Source organism: Herbiconiux sp. 320_LB, from assembly GCF_059691755.1.
This window is the reverse complement of record NZ_JCAWAD010000005.1, coordinates 251,006-268,768: the sequence shown is the minus strand read 5'-3', so window position 1 is coordinate 268,768 and position 17,763 is coordinate 251,006. Positions and strand designations below refer to the sequence as shown.

The window sequence follows — 17,763 nt, the reverse complement described above, 5'->3', positions numbered from 1 at the left end:
GCGGATGCCCGGAGCACGCGCGACTCTGACACTGGACTCGGTGTCGGCACGGTCGGGGGCGGGCACGGGCATCCGCTCCGTCACGTTCGGGGTCGCCCGCGGCCGGATCCACGGGATCCTCGGCGGGCCGCGATCCGGAGCGTCGGAGACGCTCGCCGTGATCGGTGGCTACCTGCGGCCCGAGAGCGGCCGGATCGAGTTCGACGGGGTCGAACCGGCGGTCGTCGCTCCCGGCCGCGACGGGGCCGAGGCGGCCGGGATCGTGGTGCTCCGGGGGGAGCCGGCCATCGTGCCGGGGCTCTCGATCGGCGAGAACGTCACCCTCGGCAACGAGCGCCCGGTGGCCGGGCTGATCCGGTTCGGCTCGATGTACGAGCGGGCGGCGGAGCTGCTCGCGCGGGTCGGACTCGAGTCGGTCGACGTGCGCGCCGCGGGGGCGACCCTCGGGCGGGCCGAGCGGCACGTGGTCGGCTTCGCGCGGCAGCTCGCCTCGGGCCGGAAGGCCGTGCTGATCGACGAGCCCTTCCGAGGGCTGGATGCGGCCGGCGCCGACACGGTGGTGCGCGGCATCCTCGGGCTCGCGGCGGCGGGCCTGGTCGTGGTGGTGGCCTCGGCGCGCGTCGAGCTGCTGCTCCGCGTCGCCGACGCGGGGACGGTGCTCGCGGGCGGGGCGGTGTCGGCGGTGTGGCCTGATGCCGGTGCGGCGGGTGGAAGTGGAGCCGACGCGCTCGGCGCTGAGCTCGTCGGGCCGGAGGACGCTGCGGTCGGCGCGATGGGCGCTACCGGTGCGGTGGGGGATGCGGGCGCCGCTCGCCTGATCGGGGCGATGGTGGCCGACGTGGTGGTGGAGCGCAGCGCGGTGCGCGCACCCGGCCCGGGCGGAGAACCCGCTCTCGAGGTGCGGGGCTGGACCGCATCCCACCCGCTCGACCCGAGCCGCGCCCTCGTGCGCGACGCCGACCTCACGGTCGCGGCCGGCGAGATCGTCGGGCTCGCCGGGCTGGAGGGCTCGGGCGCGGGAGAGCTGCTGATGGGCCTGTTCGACAGGTCTCGCGGCTCGTCGGTCGAGGGCTCGGTGAGAGTCGGCGGCACCCCGCTGACCGCGCGGAACCCCGCCGAGTCGATCGCCGCCGGCCTCGCGCTGGCGACCGAGCGCAGCACCACCTACGATCTCGGGCTGATCGGCGGGGTGCCCTCGCGGATCTCACCGGGCATGCTCGGCCGGCTCGCGCGACTCGGCGTGATCGACCGTGACCGCAGCTACCCCGAAGCCGCGCCGGTCGCCGGTCTCGGCGGGATCGCGGCGCTGTTCGCCGGACGGGGTCGCCGCGGTGACGGCTCGGCCCTGTCGCGGGCCGCGGCGAGCGGGGAACCGGCCGGCACGAGCATCCGGAACGCCCTGGCCGGCTGGCTGGCCGGCACGGGTTCCGAAACCGGCCCCGGCCCCGGCGCGCGGCCGACGGTCGTGCTGCTCGACCACCCGACGGCGGGGGCGACGGATGCGCTGGCGCGCGAGATCCACGGCCTGATCCGGCGGCTCGCTGAGGCCGGCACCGGCATCCTGATCGCCTCGGACGACCTCGCCGAACTGCTCGGAACGACCGACCGGGTCTACGCGATGCACGACGGGCGGATCACGGCCGAGCGGCCCGCCGCGACGACCGGCCCGGCGGAGCTGCTCGCACCGATGGTGCTCGGGCCCCGCCGGTAGCGGTCGATCTCGGGACCGGGGCTCAGCTGCCGCCGGTGATGATGCCGTAGACGCCGCTGATCAAGAAGTAGAGGGCGACGGCGCTGACGCCGATCCAGACCGCGATGCGGCCGTTGGAGGGTCGCTTGCGGCGGTTCGGGTCGTCGGAGGGGTCGGTGGGAGGCGTGTAGCTCATCGCCGGGCTCAGGTGTAGCTGCCGTAGGTCGCCGCGGCGCCGAAGGCCGAGGCGATGAGCGACACGGTCCACACGATGGTGACGACGATGCTGAGCGCGCAGAGGCCGATCGACACCCACATCGGGGCGATGCCCCGGCCCGAGCGCCGGCGCACGACGACGGAGCGGCCGATCGGGTAGACGATCGAGAGGAACGCCCAGGCCCAGTGGAACGGCTGCACGTAACCGTGGCGGAGCAGCCACTTGTGGTCGAAGTACGACAGCACCACGATGGCCGCGTAGAGCACCAGGCTGATCAGCGAGCCGATCGCCTGCACCCCGAACAACGAGGCGCTCATCGTCGTGCCGTAGCGGTAGGTGGAAGTCATCGACTGCTGGATCGAACCCGAGTAGAGCGGGAGGATCAGCAGCGAGACGACCGGCATCAGCGTGACGAGCCAGATGAACGCGTTGTAGACGGGGGTGCCGGGCGCGACGGGCGGCGGGGTCTGTGGGGCGTAGAGGCCCGCGGGGGCGGAGCCGTAGGCGGGCTGCTGGGCGTAGCCGCCCTGGGAGTACCCGGGCTGCTGGCCGTATGGGGGCTGGGGCGCCTGCGGGTGCTGCGGCTGGGCCGGCTGCGGCTGGGCCGGCTGGTGCTGCGCCGACTGGTGCTGCCCCGGCTGCGGCGGGGTGGCCTGCGTGTGCTCGGTCCAGCGGGTGCCGTCCCACCAGCGCTGCCCGGGTGCACCCGAGGGATCGGCGTGCCAGCCGGGCGGTGTTGACTGGTTCCCGTTCGAATGGCTCACAGCGGCCCCTTCTCGTTCTTTACGGCAAGCATACGGTCGCGCGGTATCCTCGATGGGGGAAATCGACGGGAACCGCATGACCACTACAGCCGAGAACGCCCCCGCCCTCGACGACTCCGTGCGGGTCGACGACGGGGCGGTGCGCATCCTCGACCGCCGGGTGTTCCCCGAGCGCCTCGAGTGGGTCACCGCGCGGAACGCCGACGAGGTGGCCGCCGCCATCCGCGACATGGTCACGCAGAGCTCCGGGCCGCTGTTCGCCGCCTACGCCGGCCTCGAGATCACCGCCGTGCAGTCGGCGGGCCTCCCACCCGAGCAGGTGCGGCAGCGGATGCACGCGGCCGGCGCCGTGATCGAGGCCGCCCGGCCCACGAACAACCACCCCCGCGAGGCCGTCGGCCGGGTGCTCCGGGCGGTCGACGCCGTGGCCGCGGAGGCGGCGGGTACCGACCCGTCCGTCACGTCGGCGCGGATGATCGAGGCCGCTCTCGAGGCCGCCCGCGCCGGCGCCGAGCTCTACCGCGCGCGCAGCCACCGGCTGGCCGCCGAGACCGTCGCCCTGCTGCCGGACGGCTCGCGCATCCTCACCCACTGCTGGATGGACACCTACCTGATCGAGCTCGTGCGCGCCGCCCGGGCCGCCGGCAAGCGCTTCGACTGGGTCGCCACCGAGACCCGCCCCTACCTGCAGGGCGCGCGCCTGACCGCGCACACCCTCGCCGAGATGGGCGAGCACGTCACCCTGATCACCGACTCGATGGGTGCCGCAGCCCTGGCGCCAGGGTCGACGATCGGGCCGATCGACGCGCTCGTGACCGCGGCCGACCGGGTGTCGCTCGACGGCAGCGTGGTCAACAAGGTCGGCACCCTCGGGCTCGCCGTCGCGGCCTCGGCGTTCGGCATCCCGTTCTACGCCCTGGTGCAGGCCCCCGACGACGAGGCGCCCACCGCCGCCGACATCGTGGTGGAGGAGCGCGACCCGGTCGAGGTGCTGCACACGCTCGGCCGCCGCACGGCGTCGACGCGGGTGACGGATGCCTGGTACCCCGCCTTCGACGTGACCCCGGCCCGCTTCGTGACGCGCATCGTGACCGACCGCGGCGCCTTCGAGCCCGACCGCGTCGCCGACTACTACGGGATCGACGCGGCGGTGGCGGCCGCCTCCGCCGCCCTGGGGCCCGAGTCGACGACGGCCCCCGCCGAGGGCGACGGGGGAGCGCGATGACCGCCGAGGGTTCTGGCTACGAGCTGCTCGTCACGGCGGAGGACGTGGTCGCGTACCTCGCGACGACCGGGCTGCTCGCGCGGGTCGCCGGCCGCGCCGACGAGGTCGAGGCCGTCGAGGTCACCGCGGGCAACATGAACCGCGTGTTCCTGGCGCGTGGTCCGCACGGCAGCCTCGCGGTCAAGCAGGCGCCGCCCTGGGTGCAGGTCGTCGGGCCGGAATGGCCGGTCGACCCGTCCCGGATCGCCTCCGAGGCGCGCACCTACGAACGACTGGCCGAGCGGGTGCCGGACTCGATCCCGACCATCCTCGCCTTCGACGAGGCGCGGTACGTGCTGGTGATGGAGGATCTGTCGGACCTCGACGTACTCCGCGACGTGCTCGTGCGCGAGCTCGCGGGGGAGGCCGGTGCCGGGGACGGCGCCGCGGCGGATACCGGGATCGATTTCGGGGGTCTGGGCACGGTCGTGGGGCGGTTCGTCGGCGAGCTCGCCGCATCCACGTCGCGCCGGGCGCTCGGCGACCAGGGGCACGACGCGCTGATCGAGGTCGCCGCGAACCCGGAGCTGTGCCGCATGACGCTCGACGTGGTGCTCGACGAGCCCTACCGCGAGCACGAGCACAACCACTGGCATCCCGTGCTCGAGGAGCGGGTGCGCGCGCTCTACGCCGACGAGGCCGTGGCGGCCGCCGTCGACGGCGTGCGCCTCGTGTTCGAGACCCGGCACGAGGCGCTCGTGCACGGCGACCTGCACAGCGGCTCGGTGATGCTCGGGCGGCGCGACGGGGCGCAGACCGTGAAGGTGTTCGATCCGGAGTTCAGCTTCGTCGGGCCGATCGGGCTCGACCTCGGACTGTTCTGGGCCAACCTGGAGATCGCGGCGATCGCCGCCTTGGCGCTGGGCCGGCACGACCTGGCCCGGGAGCGCTACTCGGCCGTGGCCGCCTGCCGCGAGGCCTTCGCGCTCTCGTGGGACGACCCCGCGACCCTGGCCGCCATCGAGGCCGACGCCTGGCGCTTCGCGGGGGTCGAGCAGCTGCGTCGCGCCGTGGGCTTCTCGCACGCGGCCGACATCGAGACCCTGCCCGAGCCGGCGCGCGCCGAGGCCTCGGCGCGGCTGTTCGACGTGGCCCGGCAGCACCTCCTGACGGGCGAGGCCGCGCCCGCCGACGCTGCGCCCGCGGGCGCCGCGCTCGCTGACACCGCGCCGGCCGACACTGTGCCGGCTGACACCGCGCCGGCCGACACTGTGCCCGCTGACACCGCGCCCGCCAGCCCCACGAACCACCGCCCCACCGACCACCGGAGGACACCGTGAGCACCGAGACCCCCGCCCCCGCCCCCACGCCCGATCCGCTCGCCGTCACCGCGCGCTACCTCGTGGTCGACCTCGAGGGCACGACGAGTGCCGCCGGGTTCATCCTCGGCGACCTCTACGACTACGCCCGGCCCCGCCTGGCCGGCTGGCTCGACGAGCACGGGGCCGAACCCGCGATCGCCGAGGCCCGGGAGCAGGTCGTGCACGACGCCTCCCTGCCCGCCGACGCCTCGACCGACCAGATCGTCGCCGTGCTGCACGAGTGGATGGAGCGCGACGTCAAGGCGACCCCCCTCAAGACGATCCAGGGCCAGATCTGGGCCGAGGGCTTCGCGCGCGACGAGATCTCGTCGCACTTCTTCGACGACGTGATCCCGCGGCTGCGCGAGTGGCACGAGCACGGCGTCGGCATCGCGGTGTTCTCCTCCGGCTCCGTCGCCTCGCAGGTGCCCTGGTTCCGGCACTCCCCCGGCGGTGACCTGACGCCGCTCATCACCGACTACTTCGACACCGTCAAGGCCGGGCCCAAGAAGTTCGCGTCGTCGTACGAGGCGATCGCCGCGGCGCTGGACGTGCCCGCAGCCGAGATCGTCTTCTTCACCGACAACCCCGGTGAGGTGACTGCCGCGCTCGAGGCCGGCTGGCAGGTCGTCGCCTTCTCGCGCGAGGGGGAGCCGTTCTTCGAGGCCGACTTCGGCGCCGCATCCGTCGTCTCGTCGTTCGACGAGGTCGAGGTCGTCGCTCCGTGAGCACCGGCACGGGCAACTGGGCACCGAACGTGTTCTCGCCGGCCGGAGTCACCGCCGCGACCGTCACCGAGGCGGGTGGCCTCCTGGCCGCCGAGTCGGCCCGGTTCGCCGCCCGGGGGTGGATGCCGGGCACCGCGGGCAACCTGTCGGTCACGCTCGGTCGCGACCCCCTGCGGCTGGCCGTCACGGCCTCGGGCCTGGACAAGGGCGAGCTGACGGCGTCGGACGTGGTGCTGGTCGACGGCGAGGGCGAGTGGATCGGGGAGGGGGCGGATGCCGGACCCGGCGCCGACCTCACCGCCGCGCTCGGTCTCGCGCGGAAGCCCTCCGCCGAGGCGGGGCTGCACGCGCGGATCGCGCGGGTCACCGGGGCCGGGGCGTGCATCCATGTCCACGCCCTCACCGCCGTGCGGGCCGGACACGCCTGGCCCGAGGGGGTCGTGCTGCACGACCTCGAGATGCTGAAGGGCATCGGTCACAGCGCGCACGGCGAGCGCGTCGTCATCCCCGTCGTGCAGAACCACCAGGACATGCGGGTGCTTGGCGACGACTTCGAGCGCGTCTACCGGGGGCGCACGGCCGAGGTCGGCGAGGTGCCCGCCCTGATCGTGGCGAGCCACGGCATCTACGCCTGGGGCGCCGACCTGCGTCAGGCGCGCTGGCATCTCGAGCTCACCGAGGCGCTGCTGCAGATTGCGCTCGCGGTCGCGTAGCTCAGGCCAGTAGCTCAGGCCAGGCGTCTCGCGAGCGCCGCCGCCTGGTGCTTGTGGCCGAGCAGTTCGTAGCCCACGACCACGACGTACGGCGAGAGCGTGATCAGGATGATCGACACCCCGAGCGACGCGCCCGCTGCGGCGGCGGCCACCGCGAGCGCCAGCAGGGCGACGGTGCCCGCGATCAGGCCGAAGTGGAACGGGTCGACGGTCATCAGCAGGTGGTCGTAGAGCGCGAAGATCGTCAGGCACAGCACGAGCACCGGGATCGCCACGCAGAGCACGGCCCCCACCGTCCCGATCTCGGCCTCGCCCTCGATGACGTAGGCGGCGACGTGCAGGCCGGCGCCGGTCGCCGTGATCGAGGCGAACACGAGCAGGTGCCCGTAGCCCCAGACGAAGGCCTTGCCCCGGTAGCGCTGCAGGATCCGGGCCGAGGGCGCGATGAAGTACGACCACCACAGCCCGAAGGTCAGCCCCACCCCGGCGATCACCAGCAGCACCGCCTCGACCGACCAGCCGCTGTGCTCGATCACCGCCGACACCGCGGTGACGGTGCCGAAGACGCCCTCGCCCAGCGCGATGATCGTGAGCAGCCCGTAGCGTTCGGCGATGTGGTGGGCGTTCCACGGCGTGCCGCCCTCGCCCACCCGGCGCTCGGCCAGGTAGGGCCCCGCGAGCTCGACGGCCCACAGCAGCGCCGCGAAGGCGACGGTGGCCCCGAGCGTGGTGTGGGCGACGGCCAGGGCGACCCAGCCGACCTGCGCCAGCGAGACGCAGGCCACGTAGGTGAGCGCGGTGCGGCGGCGCGCGGTGTCGTCGTGCGCGACCCGGAGCCACTGGGCGACCATGGCAACCCGCATCACCACGTACCCGGCCACGAGCACGCCGTTGTCGAGGTGGTCGCCCTGGTCGATCGAGTGGAACACCGCGGGGATGCCGAGGACCAGGATGACGACGCCGATCATCTGCACCATCGTGGTGATCCGGTAGAACCAGTCGTCGGTGTCGTAGGCCGAGGCGAACCAGGAGAAGTTGATCCACGCCCAGGAGACGGCGAAGACCACGAAGGCGAAGCCGGCGATGCCCGCCCCGATGTGCCCCTCGGCGAGGGAGTGCGAGAACTCGTTGCCGGCCGCGCCGAACGCCACCACGAACGCCAGGTCGAACAGCAGCTCGAGGGGTGTCGCGGCGCGGTGCGGCTCGTCCGGGTCGCGCCCGGTCAGGCGGCGCAGCCGGTGCGCGAGCGTCGGTGGTGTCGGGACCATGCGCCCATGGTGCCAGACCCGGCGCCTCAGCAGAGGTAGCGGAGGTTCTCCACGTCGTCGCTCAGCGTGTTGGGGCCGCCGAGGAGGATGAAGTCGATCGGGTCGAGGGCGGAGGCGCTCGACCACATCGACTCGGGGAGGCAGTCCTTCTGCACGAGGTAGAGGGGGGCGTCGATCGTGGCGGCCGAGGGTCCGCCCGAGAGTGCGTCGGCGAACACCTCGCCGGAGGCGAGCAGCACGGTGTCGTAGGTGCCGCGGAACACCAGCCGGTTCATCTCCGCCGCGACCTCGTAGCGGTTGGCCCCGTTGTAGCGGTCGACCCGCCCGGGCAGGGCGATCTGCAGCCGGGTCTCCATCGCGCTGTTGACCGAGAGGTAGCCTCCCGCGATGTGGGCGTCCGCCGTGCCCAGCCGCGAGAGCAGCTCGACGGTCGGCGTGCCGAGCTCGTTCGCGGTGCCCGGGACGAGCAGTACGGCGCCGTCGACGTGGGCGGCGGCGGGGCCGGCCGCGAGGGCGTCGGGGAAGTTCGCGCCCGTGGCCACGAACAGGGTGCGGGCCCCGCCCTCGCAGGGTGCGGAGCTGCGCGGGGCGCCGGGCAGCAGACCGCAGAAGGCGTAGTCGACGATCAGGCGCGACGACTCGTACCGGTCGGCGCCGGCCACGCGGATCGTGTCGGGCTGGAGCTGGGCCAACTGCTGCAGCACCGAGTCCTGCACGGTCGACGTGCCGCCGACGACCACGATCTTCTGTGGCTCGAGGGCGAGGATCGCCGCACGCGTGGAATCGGGGATGCGGTCGTGCATCACGAGCAGCAGCGCGCCGTCCTGACGCGCCGCCGCGGGGCCCGCGCTGAGGGCGTCGGGGTAGCTCTCGCCGCTCGCGATGTAGAGCACGGGCACCCCGGGCGCGAAGGCGTCGAGCGAGATGTTCGCCGCGACCTCGTACCGGTCGGCGCCGCCGTAGCGGTAGGTCCAGTAGGTCTTGGGCTCGAGGTCGACAGCGCCGAGCTCGACGGTCTGACCGGCCGTGACCGAGACCAGGGTGGCCTCGTCCTCGTACAGCGCGTCGTCGTAGTACTCGTTGCGGATGCCGCGGTAGCTCTGGTCGACGAAGTGCACGAGGTAGTCGCCGGGCTCGAGGAGCTCGGAGGTGAAGTCCGAGCCGGAGGCGGGTGCGGCCGGCACGAACTCGCCGGACGCGGGATCCCGTCGCGAGAGCTCGATCAGCACCTGCTCCTCGGGCTCGCGGACGCCGGTCGAGCGGTCGAGGTAGAAGACGATGCCGTGGATGCGGCCACCCGCGGCCTCCTCCGCCGTCGCGGCCGGGTCGCCGGTACTCGTGCCGGCGCTTGAGCCGGTGTCGGTGCCGGTGCCGGCGGCACTGCGGTCGGTGGCCTGGCTCAGCAGCGGGGCCGACGGAGCCGCGAACGGCGACCGCGGGGCCGAGGCGTCGGGGGTGGGTGCCGCCGTCGCTGCATCCGTCCCCTCATCCGGGCCCGGGAGGGCCGGGCCGGTGGCGGCGACCGGCGTCGGTGCGGCATCCACCCGCTCGTCGGCCTGCGCGGGCAGGGCCGTGACCATCAGTGACAGTGCCAGCAGGGCGGCGCCCATGGTGACCGGTATCGTGCGCAATTCGTTCTCCCCCAGCTCGTGCCCCGTCTCCCCGACGGCTGTAGCACAGGGCAGAGCCTAGGGCATCGAAGCGTCGTCTCCGTGCCGCTGGGCTGCGCCGGGCCAGGCCGATCGGATCGCGCGGGTCAGGGTGCGGGTCAGGCCGTGGCGTGCGGGAGGCCGAAGGCCTTGTCGAGGAGGGTGGCCGTGAACTCGGCGTCGACGGGGAGGGGCGCGCCGTCGAGCTCGCGGACGGGGGCGACCAGGCGACCGCTGGAGAGCAGCCAGAGGCCGTCGGCCGAGGCGAGGTCGGCGGGGGAGAGGAGGGCTTCCTCGGCCGCGAAGCCCATGGCGTCGAGGGTGTCGAAGACCGCGGCCTGGGTGGTGCCGGCCAGGATGCCGAGGTCGGTGCGCGGGGTGCGGAACCGGTCGCCGTGCCGCACCAGCACGTTCGCCGTCGGCCCCTCGAGCACCACGTCGTCCGAGCTGATGAAGATCACGTCGTCGGCCCCGCGCCGGGCGGCCTCGCGGAGGGCCGCCTTGTTCAGCGCGTAGGAGAGCGTCTTGGCGCCCTGCAGCAGCCAGGGCGCGGTCTGCGCGATGTCGTGGCGGTAGCCCCGGTCGAGCGTGACGACGCGGATGCCGTCGCGTCGCGCATCCGTGTGGTCGGCCCCGGTGAGCACCTGGATCCAGCCGCTCGGTGCGTCGTCGCCCTCGATGCCGCGGCTGTGGAACAGCTTCACCAGCAGCTCGGCCTCGGGGCGGTGCGCCGAGACGCCCCGGCGAGCGGCCGCCTCGAAGGCCGCGAGGTCGGGCTCGGGCAGGTCGAGCATCGCGGCCGAGTGCGCCAGGCGCGCCAGGTGCCGCTCGAGCTCGATGAAGCGGCCGTCGAGCACCCCGATCGACTCGAAGACGCCGTCGCCGCGGGTCACGGCGAGGTCGCCCGCGTTGACGGCGGCCGAGGCGAGGGGAACCGGGACTCCCTCGTCGAGGAACACGACCAGGTCGCCGAACGACCCGTCGTCAGGAGCAGTGTCAGTCACGCCTTTCACAGTACCCAGGTCTGGCTCGGGTCGCGGCGGAGCGGTGGCCCGGCGGCGGGCCGCGGCGCGGGCGACGGCTCGGCCGAGGGTCGGCAGGGCGGGCAGGGGTCAGCGGGCGGCTCGGAGGGTGGCGAGGGACTCGGCCGCGAGGGCGTCGACGTCGGCGATGCCGTGGCGGGTGAGGGCGAGCGACCGCCCGGCGTGCAGCAAGCCGCGGGCCGCGCGCTCCCGGAGCTCCGGGGGGAGTGTCTCGATGTCGCTCGCCTTGGCGAAGCCGACGATCCGGCGGATCGCCTTGGCCGCCGCGAAGATCGCGGCGTCGTCGCGGATGCTCGCGAGCAGCCCCTCGAGCACGTCGTCGCCCCAAACCCGCGGGTCGACCCGGGAGGGCCAGAGCGCGCGGTACTCCCGCTCGAACGCGCCCCAGAGGCGGCCGGGGAGCGACAGGACGAGCTCGGCCCGCTCCGGCTCGCCGAGCGCCTCGGCGCGGGCCGCGGCGATGATGAAGTTGGCCCACAGGGCGCCGAGATCGAAACCGGTCGGCCCGACGAACCCGAACTCGCTGTCGAAGGCCCGCACCGATGCCGGAGAGCCGCCCCGCGCATCCTCGACCGCCGCCCGCACGAAGACCGAACCCGTGTGCAGGTCGCCGTGGATGAGCGACTGCGCCGTGGTCATGAAGCGCCACTTCGCCAGGCCCATCTCGCGCACGAGGGCGGTGTCGGCCTGCAGCTCGGCGACATCCGCCTCGTTCGCGGGCAGCACGGCGTTGTGCGCGTGAGCGATGTACGGCTCGGTGAACACGAGGTCTTCGGTGATCTGGGCGAGCTCGGGGTTCACGGCCCGCGCGATCAGGCGCTTGTGCTCGAGCGGATCCATGCCGAGCGGCGAGGTCGCGAAGGCGGTGCGGGCCACGTAGACGCCGAGCTCGTCGGCCGCGTAGTCGTGCACCCGGCCCTCGTTGAGTTCGTTGCGCCACACCCGGTGGTCGGACAGGTTCTCGATCGCCAGCACGTAGTGCTCGGGGTCGTAGTCGTAGAACCCGGGCACGTGACCGGGGTCGGCGAGCACGTGCTGCCCGAGAACCGTCGCCTCGCGGGCCGAGCGCTCGCGGGTCATCGGCCACGAGGGGTCGGTGCGCACGTGCGGCAGCGACTGCTTGAGTACCACCGAGGCCCGCACCTCGTCGTGGATGATGAAGACGAGGTTGAGGTTGCCGTCGCCCACCTCGCGCACCGAGGCGATGCGCGAGGCGTCGATCCGGGTCGCGAGGGCCGGGCGGCTCGCGAGGTAGGCGGCGACCGTGTCGGCACGCAGCTGACCGAAGTCGGCTGCGCCGGTGTCGGACGCACCGGTGCCGGATGCGGGGGAGTCGCTCATCGCCGCCCCTACGAGCTCGAGGTGGTCGAGCCGGCGGTCACGACCGTGCGCCGGCGGGAGAAGGTGAAGCTGAACAGCAGCGCGATCAAGAGGACGATGCCCTTCCCGAAGTCCTGCGCGTAGTAGGGCAGGCCCAACATCGTGAAGCCGGTGACCATCACGGCGATCAGCACCGCGCCGAGCGCCGTGCCCCAGGCGTTCGGCCGCCCGATGCCGAGCACCGAGACGCCGACGAGCGCCACGGCCACCGCGTCGAGCAGCAGCGAGTTGCCGGCGCTGACGTCGCCCTGCCCGATGCGGGCGGCCAGCAGCAGCCCTGCGACGGAGGCGAGCAGCCCGCAGCCCATGTAGGCGGCGGTGCGGTACCACTGCACCCGGATGCCGGACAGCCGCGCCGCCTCGGAGTTCGTGCCCACCGCGAACAGCGCCCGCCCCCAGCGCGTGCGCTCGAGCAGGAACCACAGCAGCACCGTGATCACCAGGAAGAGCAGCACCGGCACCGGCACGGGGCCGATGCTGCCCCGATCCAGCCAGAGGAAGTCGGCCGTGAACTTGCCCGGCGCGGTCGTGCCGTTCGACAGCGTCATCTGCGACGAGATCGACTTGCCGTCGACGATGATCAGCTTGAGGCCGACGATCACGAACATCGTGGTCAGCGTCGCCAACAGGTCCGGGATGCGCGCGATGACGATCAAGAAGGCGTTCAGCGCCCCGATGATCAGCCCGCACACCAGCACCACCGACACGGCGACCCCGCCGACCTGGTTGCCGATCACCATCGTCCAGGCCGCGATGGAGACCGCGAAGCCCGCCGAGGCGCCGACCGAGAGGTCGATGCCGCCGACCGTCATGGCGAGCATCACGCCGAGACCCGCGATCGCGGTCGGCGCGATGAACTTGAGCATGCCGAAGATGTTGTCGACGGTGCGGAAGTTGGGTTCGGTGATGACGAAGAACAGGATGAGCGCCACGGTCACACCGACGAAGCCCCACTTGACGACGAAGGCGGAGATGCGCTCGCCGGGAGTCGACGTGACGGCGACCGCGCTAGGGCTGGACATGGGAGGGCCTTTCGGGAGGGGCTTCGGGGGTGGTGGGCGCCGGGGCGGCCGAAGAGGGCGGGGCGGCCTCCGGCACAACGGGCGACGGCGAATCGGGCGCCGGCGCTTCGGGCGCGGGCGACGACACCTCGGGCGACGGCGAGTCGGGCGCCGGCGCGCCACCGACGGTCTGGCCGAGGAAGGCCCCGATCACCGTGCCCCGATCGACCTCGTCGGCGTAGCGGTCGAGCTCGACCGCGCCGGCGACGAGGACGACGATGCGGTCGGCGACCTCGAGGATCTCGTCGACGTCGCTGGAGAGCACGACGGCGGCCGCGCCGTCGGCGGCGAGCCCCGCCAGCCGGGCGCCGATCTCGCGGCGGGCGGCGATGTCGACCCCGCGGAACGGCTCGTCGAGGATGGCCAGCGTCGGGCCGGCCGAGAGCCAGCGGCCGACCACGACCTTCTGCTGGTTGCCGCCGGAGAGGTCGTCGATCGAGGCATCCGGCCCGCTCGCGACGACCTGGAGCGTGTCGATCACGGTCTCGGCGCGCGAGCGCTCGAAGCGCCGGCGCACCAGCCCCGCCACGCTGGACTCGCGGAGGAAGGGCAGCGTGATGTTGCGGAGCACCGACCAGCCCGGCAGGATGCCCTGACGCTGCCGATCCTCCGGCACCAGCACGACCCCGGCGGCGATCGCGTCGCCCGGTCGTCGCGGAGCGTAGGTCTCGCCCCGCAGCCGGAGCGACCCGGCACGGGGACGCCCGAGCCCGCCGAGCAGTTCGGCGATCTCGGTCTTGCCCGCCCCGATCAGGCCGAGCACGCCGAGCACCTCGCCGCGGCGGATCTCGAGCGAGACCGGCAGCGACTCCGGGAACAGCTGCACGCCGATCAGCTCGGCCACGACCTCGGTGCCGCGCTGGGTGCCGCCGCGGTCGTGCTCGACGTCGGTCGCGCGGCCGAGCATGTCGTGCAGGATGCCGTGCCACGCGAAGGGGCGCACCGACTCGCTCTGCACGATCCCGTCGCGCAGCACGACCACCCGGTCGGCCAGGGCCTCGATCTCGCCGAAGCGGTGCGAGACGTAGACGATCGACAGGCCGCGGGAGCGGAGCCCGCGGAGCACCTCGAACAGGCGCTCGGCCTCGGCCGCGGTGAGGGCCGAGGTGGGTTCGTCGAGGATCAGGAGCTGAGGGGTGCTGCGCAGGGCGCGGGCCAGCACGAGCAACTGCGCATCCGAGATCGCGAGGTCGGCCGCATCCTGCGCCAGCACCGAGTCGGGCCAGTCGAGGCCGAGGGTCGCCAGCGCCGACCGGGCGTCGGCCGTGGCCTGGCGGCGATTGCGCAGCGGGTGCCGCGAGGCCTGGGCGAGATCGTCGAGCGTGAGGTTCTCGGCCACCGTGAGACCGGGCACGATCCCGTCGGCGACCTTCTGATGCACGGCCGAGATGCCCAGCTGGCGCGCCGCGACCGGGGAGCCGAGGTGCACGACGGCCCCACCGATCCTGATCTCGCCGGAGTAGCGCGAGTTCGCGCCCGAGAGCGCCTTGATCAGCGTCGACTTGCCGGCGCCGTTCGCGCCGAGCAGCGCCAGGATCTCGCCCGCACGGAACTCGAGGTCGACGTCGGTGAGCACGACGTTCGAGCCGTACGCGACGGAGACGCCGTCGAGGGACACGACGACGTCGTGCCCCTCGAGCGGACGGGTGGGAAGAGAGGTCATTCGGAGACCGCGGGCAGCCAATCCGCGACCACGACGTCGTCGAGCTTCAGGCTCGGCTGCGCCGCGCGGAGTTCGGCGACGTTCGTGACCGAGTTCTCGGCCAGGAAGTCTTTCGTGATGGTGATCGCGGGGAACTGCACGTCGGTCTCGTCGAGCTGGCCGGCGAGGCTGAGGGCGAGCGAGCGGACCACGCCCGCGCCGACCGCGGCCGGGTCGGTCGCCGAGGTGGCGACCCAGGGGCTGCCGTCGGCGGTGATGACCTCGATGTCGGCGTTGGAGATGTCGATGCCGTACACCTTCACCGAGCTCTGCAGATTGTTGTTGATCACAGCCTGAACAGTACCCTTGGTGATCTCGTCGTACGGGGCGAAGATCGCCTGCACGTCGGGGTTCTGCTTCAGCGCCGCGTCGACCAGGGGGATGTTGTCGGTCGCGGTCGACTCGCTGACCTTGCCGGTCGAGAAGAGTACGTCGAGCTTGTGGTCGGTCACGTATTTGTTCCAGACCACCGCGCGCCGGTCGAGAGCGGCGAAGCCCTCGGCCGAGACGTAGCCGACCTTCGCGCCGTCGCCGACATCCGTGATCAGCTGGTCGAGCACGCCGCTGGCCATCGACTCGTCGGACTGGCTCGTCGTGATCACGCCGGTGGTGTCGGTCAGCGCCAGGTCGTAGACGACGACCGGGACTCCGGCGTCGACCGCCTCGGTGATCAGCGGCTGCAGCGTGTCGGTCTGGCCGTGGTCGACGATGATGGCGGCCGGCTTGGAGGCGATGGCCTGCTCGAGGTCGCTGGCCTGCTTGGCGTTGTCGTTGCGCGCATCCGTCACCTGCAGGTCGATGTTGGCGAACGCGGCCTGGGCCTGGGCACCGGCACCCCAGGCCTCGAAGTAGTCGCCCGCCCCGCTCTGGCGCACCAGCGCGACCTTGACCGGCGCGCCGTCGAAGGGCGCGGGCAGGGCGGCGGATGCGGTGGGTGCGGCGGCGGAGGGGCCGGCCGAGGAGGACCCGCCGTCGGACTGGGCGCAGGCGCTGAGCGCGAGCACGGAGGCGGCGGCGAGGGCGGTGACGACCGCGGCTCTGCGGATGAGGGCCATGAGGGATCCTTCGGGACGGGGAAAGAGGTGCGGGCTGTGGGTGATCGTGTTCAGATTCAACCCCGCGTGCGGGACGCCGGCCGAATCATGTGTCGCTCTGTTACTTGTTCGGAGCCGGCCGAGGATTGTGCAGGAGTCGAGGTCTACCATGTTGCACATGACCCTCCTGACCGTGTGGAACGACAACGACCCCTCGACCCCCGAGCTGCAGACGCGGGACGCCGACACCATCCGCGAGGTGCTCGCGGGCCTCGGCGCGCGCTTCAGCCGCTGGGAGCTGCAGGAGCTGCCCGAGAACCCGACCCAGGAGCAGGTGCTCGCCGCCTACCGCTCCGAGATCGACGCGGTGAACGCCGAGCACGGCTACACCCTGGTCGACGTGGTCTCCATCACGCCGGAGGACACGGAGGAGTACCGCGAGACCTCGGCCGTCGCGCGCCAGAAGTTCCTCAGCGAGCACCAGCACGACGACGACGAGGACCGCTTCTTCGCTCGCGGCTCCGGCGTCTTCTACCTGCACGTCGACGGCAAGGTGCACGCGGTCTTCTGCGAGGCCGGCGACCTGCTCTCCGTGCCGAAGGACACCACGCACTGGTTCGACATGGGCACGCGGCCCGACTACGTGTCGGTGCGGTTCTTCCACGACGACGACGGCTGGGTGGGCAACTTCACCGGCAGCGACGTCGCGACGAAGTTCGCCACGTACGACGAGCTGGCGTCGGTTCCGGCTTAGCCGATCCCTCCGCCGGCGCCGAACTCAGCGCCGGAGGCCGTCCGGGCGGCGGCGGTCAGCACCTAGCCGATCGCCGCGCCGAAGAGCAGACCGAGCAGGTAGGTCACCGCCGCCGCGCCGAACCCGATGGCCAGCTGCCGCAGCGCGCGCTTGAGCGGCGGGCCGCCGGAGAGCAGCCCGACGACCGCGCCCGTGCCGAGCAGCGCCAGGCCGACCAGGCCGGCCGCGATCGCGATCGCGACACCGCCCGAGAGCCCGAACGCATAGGGCAGTACCGGGATGATCGCGCCCGAGGCGAAGAAGCAGAACGACGAGATCGCCGCCTGCCAGGCCGTCCCGATCTCCTCGTGCTCGTCGCCGTCGCCCCCGGTGATCTCCGGCGCCGTCAGGCCGGCGTCCCCGGCCCGGATGATCCGGATCGCCGAGGTGGTCGTCGACACGCCTCCGAACACGTCGGCCGCACGGGCGTCCGCCTCCGCCTCGCTCATCCCGCGGGCGCGGTAGACCAGGGCGAGCTCGTTGGCGTCGACGTCGAGCTGCGGCACCGCCGTGTGCGCGTCCGGGTCGGGCGTGGATGCGGCGAGCAGCTCGCGCTGCGACCGCACCGAGACGAACTCCCCGGCCCCCATCGAGAGCGCGCCGGCCAGGAGGCCCGCCACGCCCGATGCGAGCACGACCGTGTGCGAGACGCCGGTCGCGCTCATCCCGAGCACGAGCGCCAGGTTCGAGACGAGACCGTCGTTCGCGCCGAAGACGGCGGCGCGGAAGGTGCCGGAGAGCCGGCTGCGGCCCCGTGCCGCGAGCCCGCGGACCACCTCGCCGTGGATGCGCTCGTCGGCGGCCATGGCGGGCGTCGCATCCACGTCGGTGCCGTAGGGCGAGCGCGCCTCGGCGCGCTGCATGAGCGCGAGCACGAACACAGAGCCGAAGCGGCGGGCGAGCACGCCGAGGAAGCGGGTGCGGATGTCGGCACGGCGCGGCGTGCCGACGTCGTCGCCCAGCAGCTCGAGCCAGTGGGTCTCGTGGCGACCCTCCGCCTCGGCCAGGGCCTGGAGGATCTCACGCTCCGAGCCGGTGCGCCGGGCCGCGAGTTCGCGGTACACCTTCGCCTCGGCCCGCTCGTCGGCCAGGTACTTCCGCCAGCGGCGCAGCTCGCTGCGAGTGGGTTGCATGGGCCTATTCTCCCATCCCGCCG

16 protein-coding genes are annotated in these 17,763 nt (G+C 73.0%); 6 read left to right on the top strand and 10 right to left on the bottom strand.

Translation table 11 applies throughout. The annotated features are described in order from the left end of the window. Positions 1–40: 40 nt before the first annotated feature. On the top strand, positions 41–1,711 hold the full coding sequence (locus AC59HU_RS14770) for an ATP-binding cassette domain-containing protein (RefSeq protein ID WP_497224178.1): 1,671 nt from the start codon (positions 41–43) through the stop codon (positions 1,709–1,711). A gap of 22 nt (positions 1,712–1,733) precedes the next feature. Here the strand turns inward: AC59HU_RS14770 and AC59HU_RS14765 are convergent, their stop codons facing one another. Next, the gene (locus AC59HU_RS14765) at positions 1,734–1,886 is read right to left on the bottom strand and encodes a hypothetical protein (RefSeq protein ID WP_497224177.1); all 153 of its coding nucleotides are present in this window, start codon (positions 1,884–1,886) and stop codon (positions 1,734–1,736) included. Positions 1,887–1,894: 8 nt separating this feature from the next. Next, positions 1,895–2,671, bottom strand: a complete 777-nt coding sequence (locus AC59HU_RS14760) for a DUF2510 domain-containing protein (RefSeq protein WP_497224176.1) — start codon at positions 2,669–2,671, stop codon at positions 1,895–1,897. Between the two features lie 76 nt (positions 2,672–2,747). On the opposite strand from AC59HU_RS14760, the gene AC59HU_RS14755 reads away from it, so the two are divergent. Genes AC59HU_RS14755 through mtnB form a run of 4 tightly spaced genes read left to right on the top strand, consistent with a single transcriptional unit; the run spans position 2,748 to position 6,677 of the window. Then, positions 2,748–3,896 (top strand): translation initiation factor eIF-2B alpha/beta/delta subunit family protein, encoded by a 1,149-nt coding sequence (locus AC59HU_RS14755; protein ID WP_497224175.1) that lies wholly within the window; start codon positions 2,748–2,750, stop codon positions 3,894–3,896. After that, complete coding sequence (locus AC59HU_RS14750) at positions 3,893–5,215, top strand: phosphotransferase (protein WP_497224174.1); 1,323 nt, start codon at positions 3,893–3,895, stop codon at positions 5,213–5,215. The genes AC59HU_RS14755 and AC59HU_RS14750 overlap by 4 nt, the downstream gene beginning before the upstream one ends. Continuing rightward, a complete protein-coding gene (gene mtnC / locus AC59HU_RS14745) occupies positions 5,212–5,964 on the top strand; it encodes an acireductone synthase (RefSeq protein WP_497224173.1) in 753 nt (250 codons plus the stop codon). Before AC59HU_RS14750 ends, mtnC begins: the two co-directional genes overlap by 4 nt. Further along, positions 5,961–6,677, top strand: a complete 717-nt coding sequence (gene mtnB / locus AC59HU_RS14740) for a methylthioribulose 1-phosphate dehydratase (RefSeq protein WP_497224172.1) — start codon at positions 5,961–5,963, stop codon at positions 6,675–6,677. Before mtnC ends, mtnB begins: the two co-directional genes overlap by 4 nt. A 14-nt stretch (positions 6,678–6,691) precedes the next feature. Here mtnB and AC59HU_RS14735 read toward each other — a convergent pair whose 3' ends face one another. From AC59HU_RS14735 to AC59HU_RS14705, 7 genes are all read right to left on the bottom strand, one after another. Beyond that, positions 6,692–7,945, bottom strand: coding sequence for a low temperature requirement protein A (locus AC59HU_RS14735; RefSeq protein ID WP_497224171.1), 1,254 nt, complete (start codon positions 7,943–7,945; stop codon positions 6,692–6,694). 26 nt (positions 7,946–7,971) lie between these two features. Next, a complete protein-coding gene (locus AC59HU_RS14730; RefSeq protein ID WP_497224170.1) occupies positions 7,972–9,576 on the bottom strand; it encodes a cell wall-binding repeat-containing protein in 1,605 nt (534 codons plus the stop codon). 137 nt (positions 9,577–9,713) lie between these two features. Further along, the gene (locus AC59HU_RS14725; RefSeq protein WP_497224169.1) at positions 9,714–10,598 is read right to left on the bottom strand and encodes an aminodeoxychorismate lyase; all 885 of its coding nucleotides are present in this window, start codon (positions 10,596–10,598) and stop codon (positions 9,714–9,716) included. 108 nt (positions 10,599–10,706) lie between these two features. Beyond that, the gene (gene mtnK, locus AC59HU_RS14720; protein WP_497224168.1) at positions 10,707–11,978 is read right to left on the bottom strand and encodes an S-methyl-5-thioribose kinase; all 1,272 of its coding nucleotides are present in this window, start codon (positions 11,976–11,978) and stop codon (positions 10,707–10,709) included. Between the two features lie 8 nt (positions 11,979–11,986). Beyond that, positions 11,987–13,039: an ABC transporter permease gene (locus AC59HU_RS14715; RefSeq protein ID WP_497224167.1), complete on the bottom strand. Its 1,053-nt coding sequence runs from the start codon at positions 13,037–13,039 to the stop codon at positions 11,987–11,989. Continuing rightward, a complete protein-coding gene (locus AC59HU_RS14710; protein WP_497224166.1) occupies positions 13,026–14,741 on the bottom strand; it encodes a sugar ABC transporter ATP-binding protein in 1,716 nt (571 codons plus the stop codon). Before AC59HU_RS14710 ends, AC59HU_RS14715 begins: the two co-directional genes overlap by 14 nt. Beyond that, on the bottom strand, positions 14,738–15,835 hold the full coding sequence (locus AC59HU_RS14705; protein ID WP_497224165.1) for a substrate-binding domain-containing protein: 1,098 nt from the start codon (positions 15,833–15,835) through the stop codon (positions 14,738–14,740). The genes AC59HU_RS14710 and AC59HU_RS14705 overlap by 4 nt, the downstream gene beginning before the upstream one ends. A gap of 157 nt (positions 15,836–15,992) precedes the next feature. Between AC59HU_RS14705 and AC59HU_RS14700 the strand changes: the two genes are divergently transcribed. After that, on the top strand, positions 15,993–16,568 hold the full coding sequence (locus AC59HU_RS14700; RefSeq protein WP_497224164.1) for a 1,2-dihydroxy-3-keto-5-methylthiopentene dioxygenase: 576 nt from the start codon (positions 15,993–15,995) through the stop codon (positions 16,566–16,568). 62 nt (positions 16,569–16,630) lie between these two features. Here the strand turns inward: AC59HU_RS14700 and AC59HU_RS14695 are convergent, their stop codons facing one another. Continuing rightward, the gene (locus AC59HU_RS14695) at positions 16,631–17,740 is read right to left on the bottom strand and encodes a VIT1/CCC1 transporter family protein (RefSeq protein ID WP_497224163.1); all 1,110 of its coding nucleotides are present in this window, start codon (positions 17,738–17,740) and stop codon (positions 16,631–16,633) included. Positions 17,741–17,763: the final 23 nt, after the last annotated feature.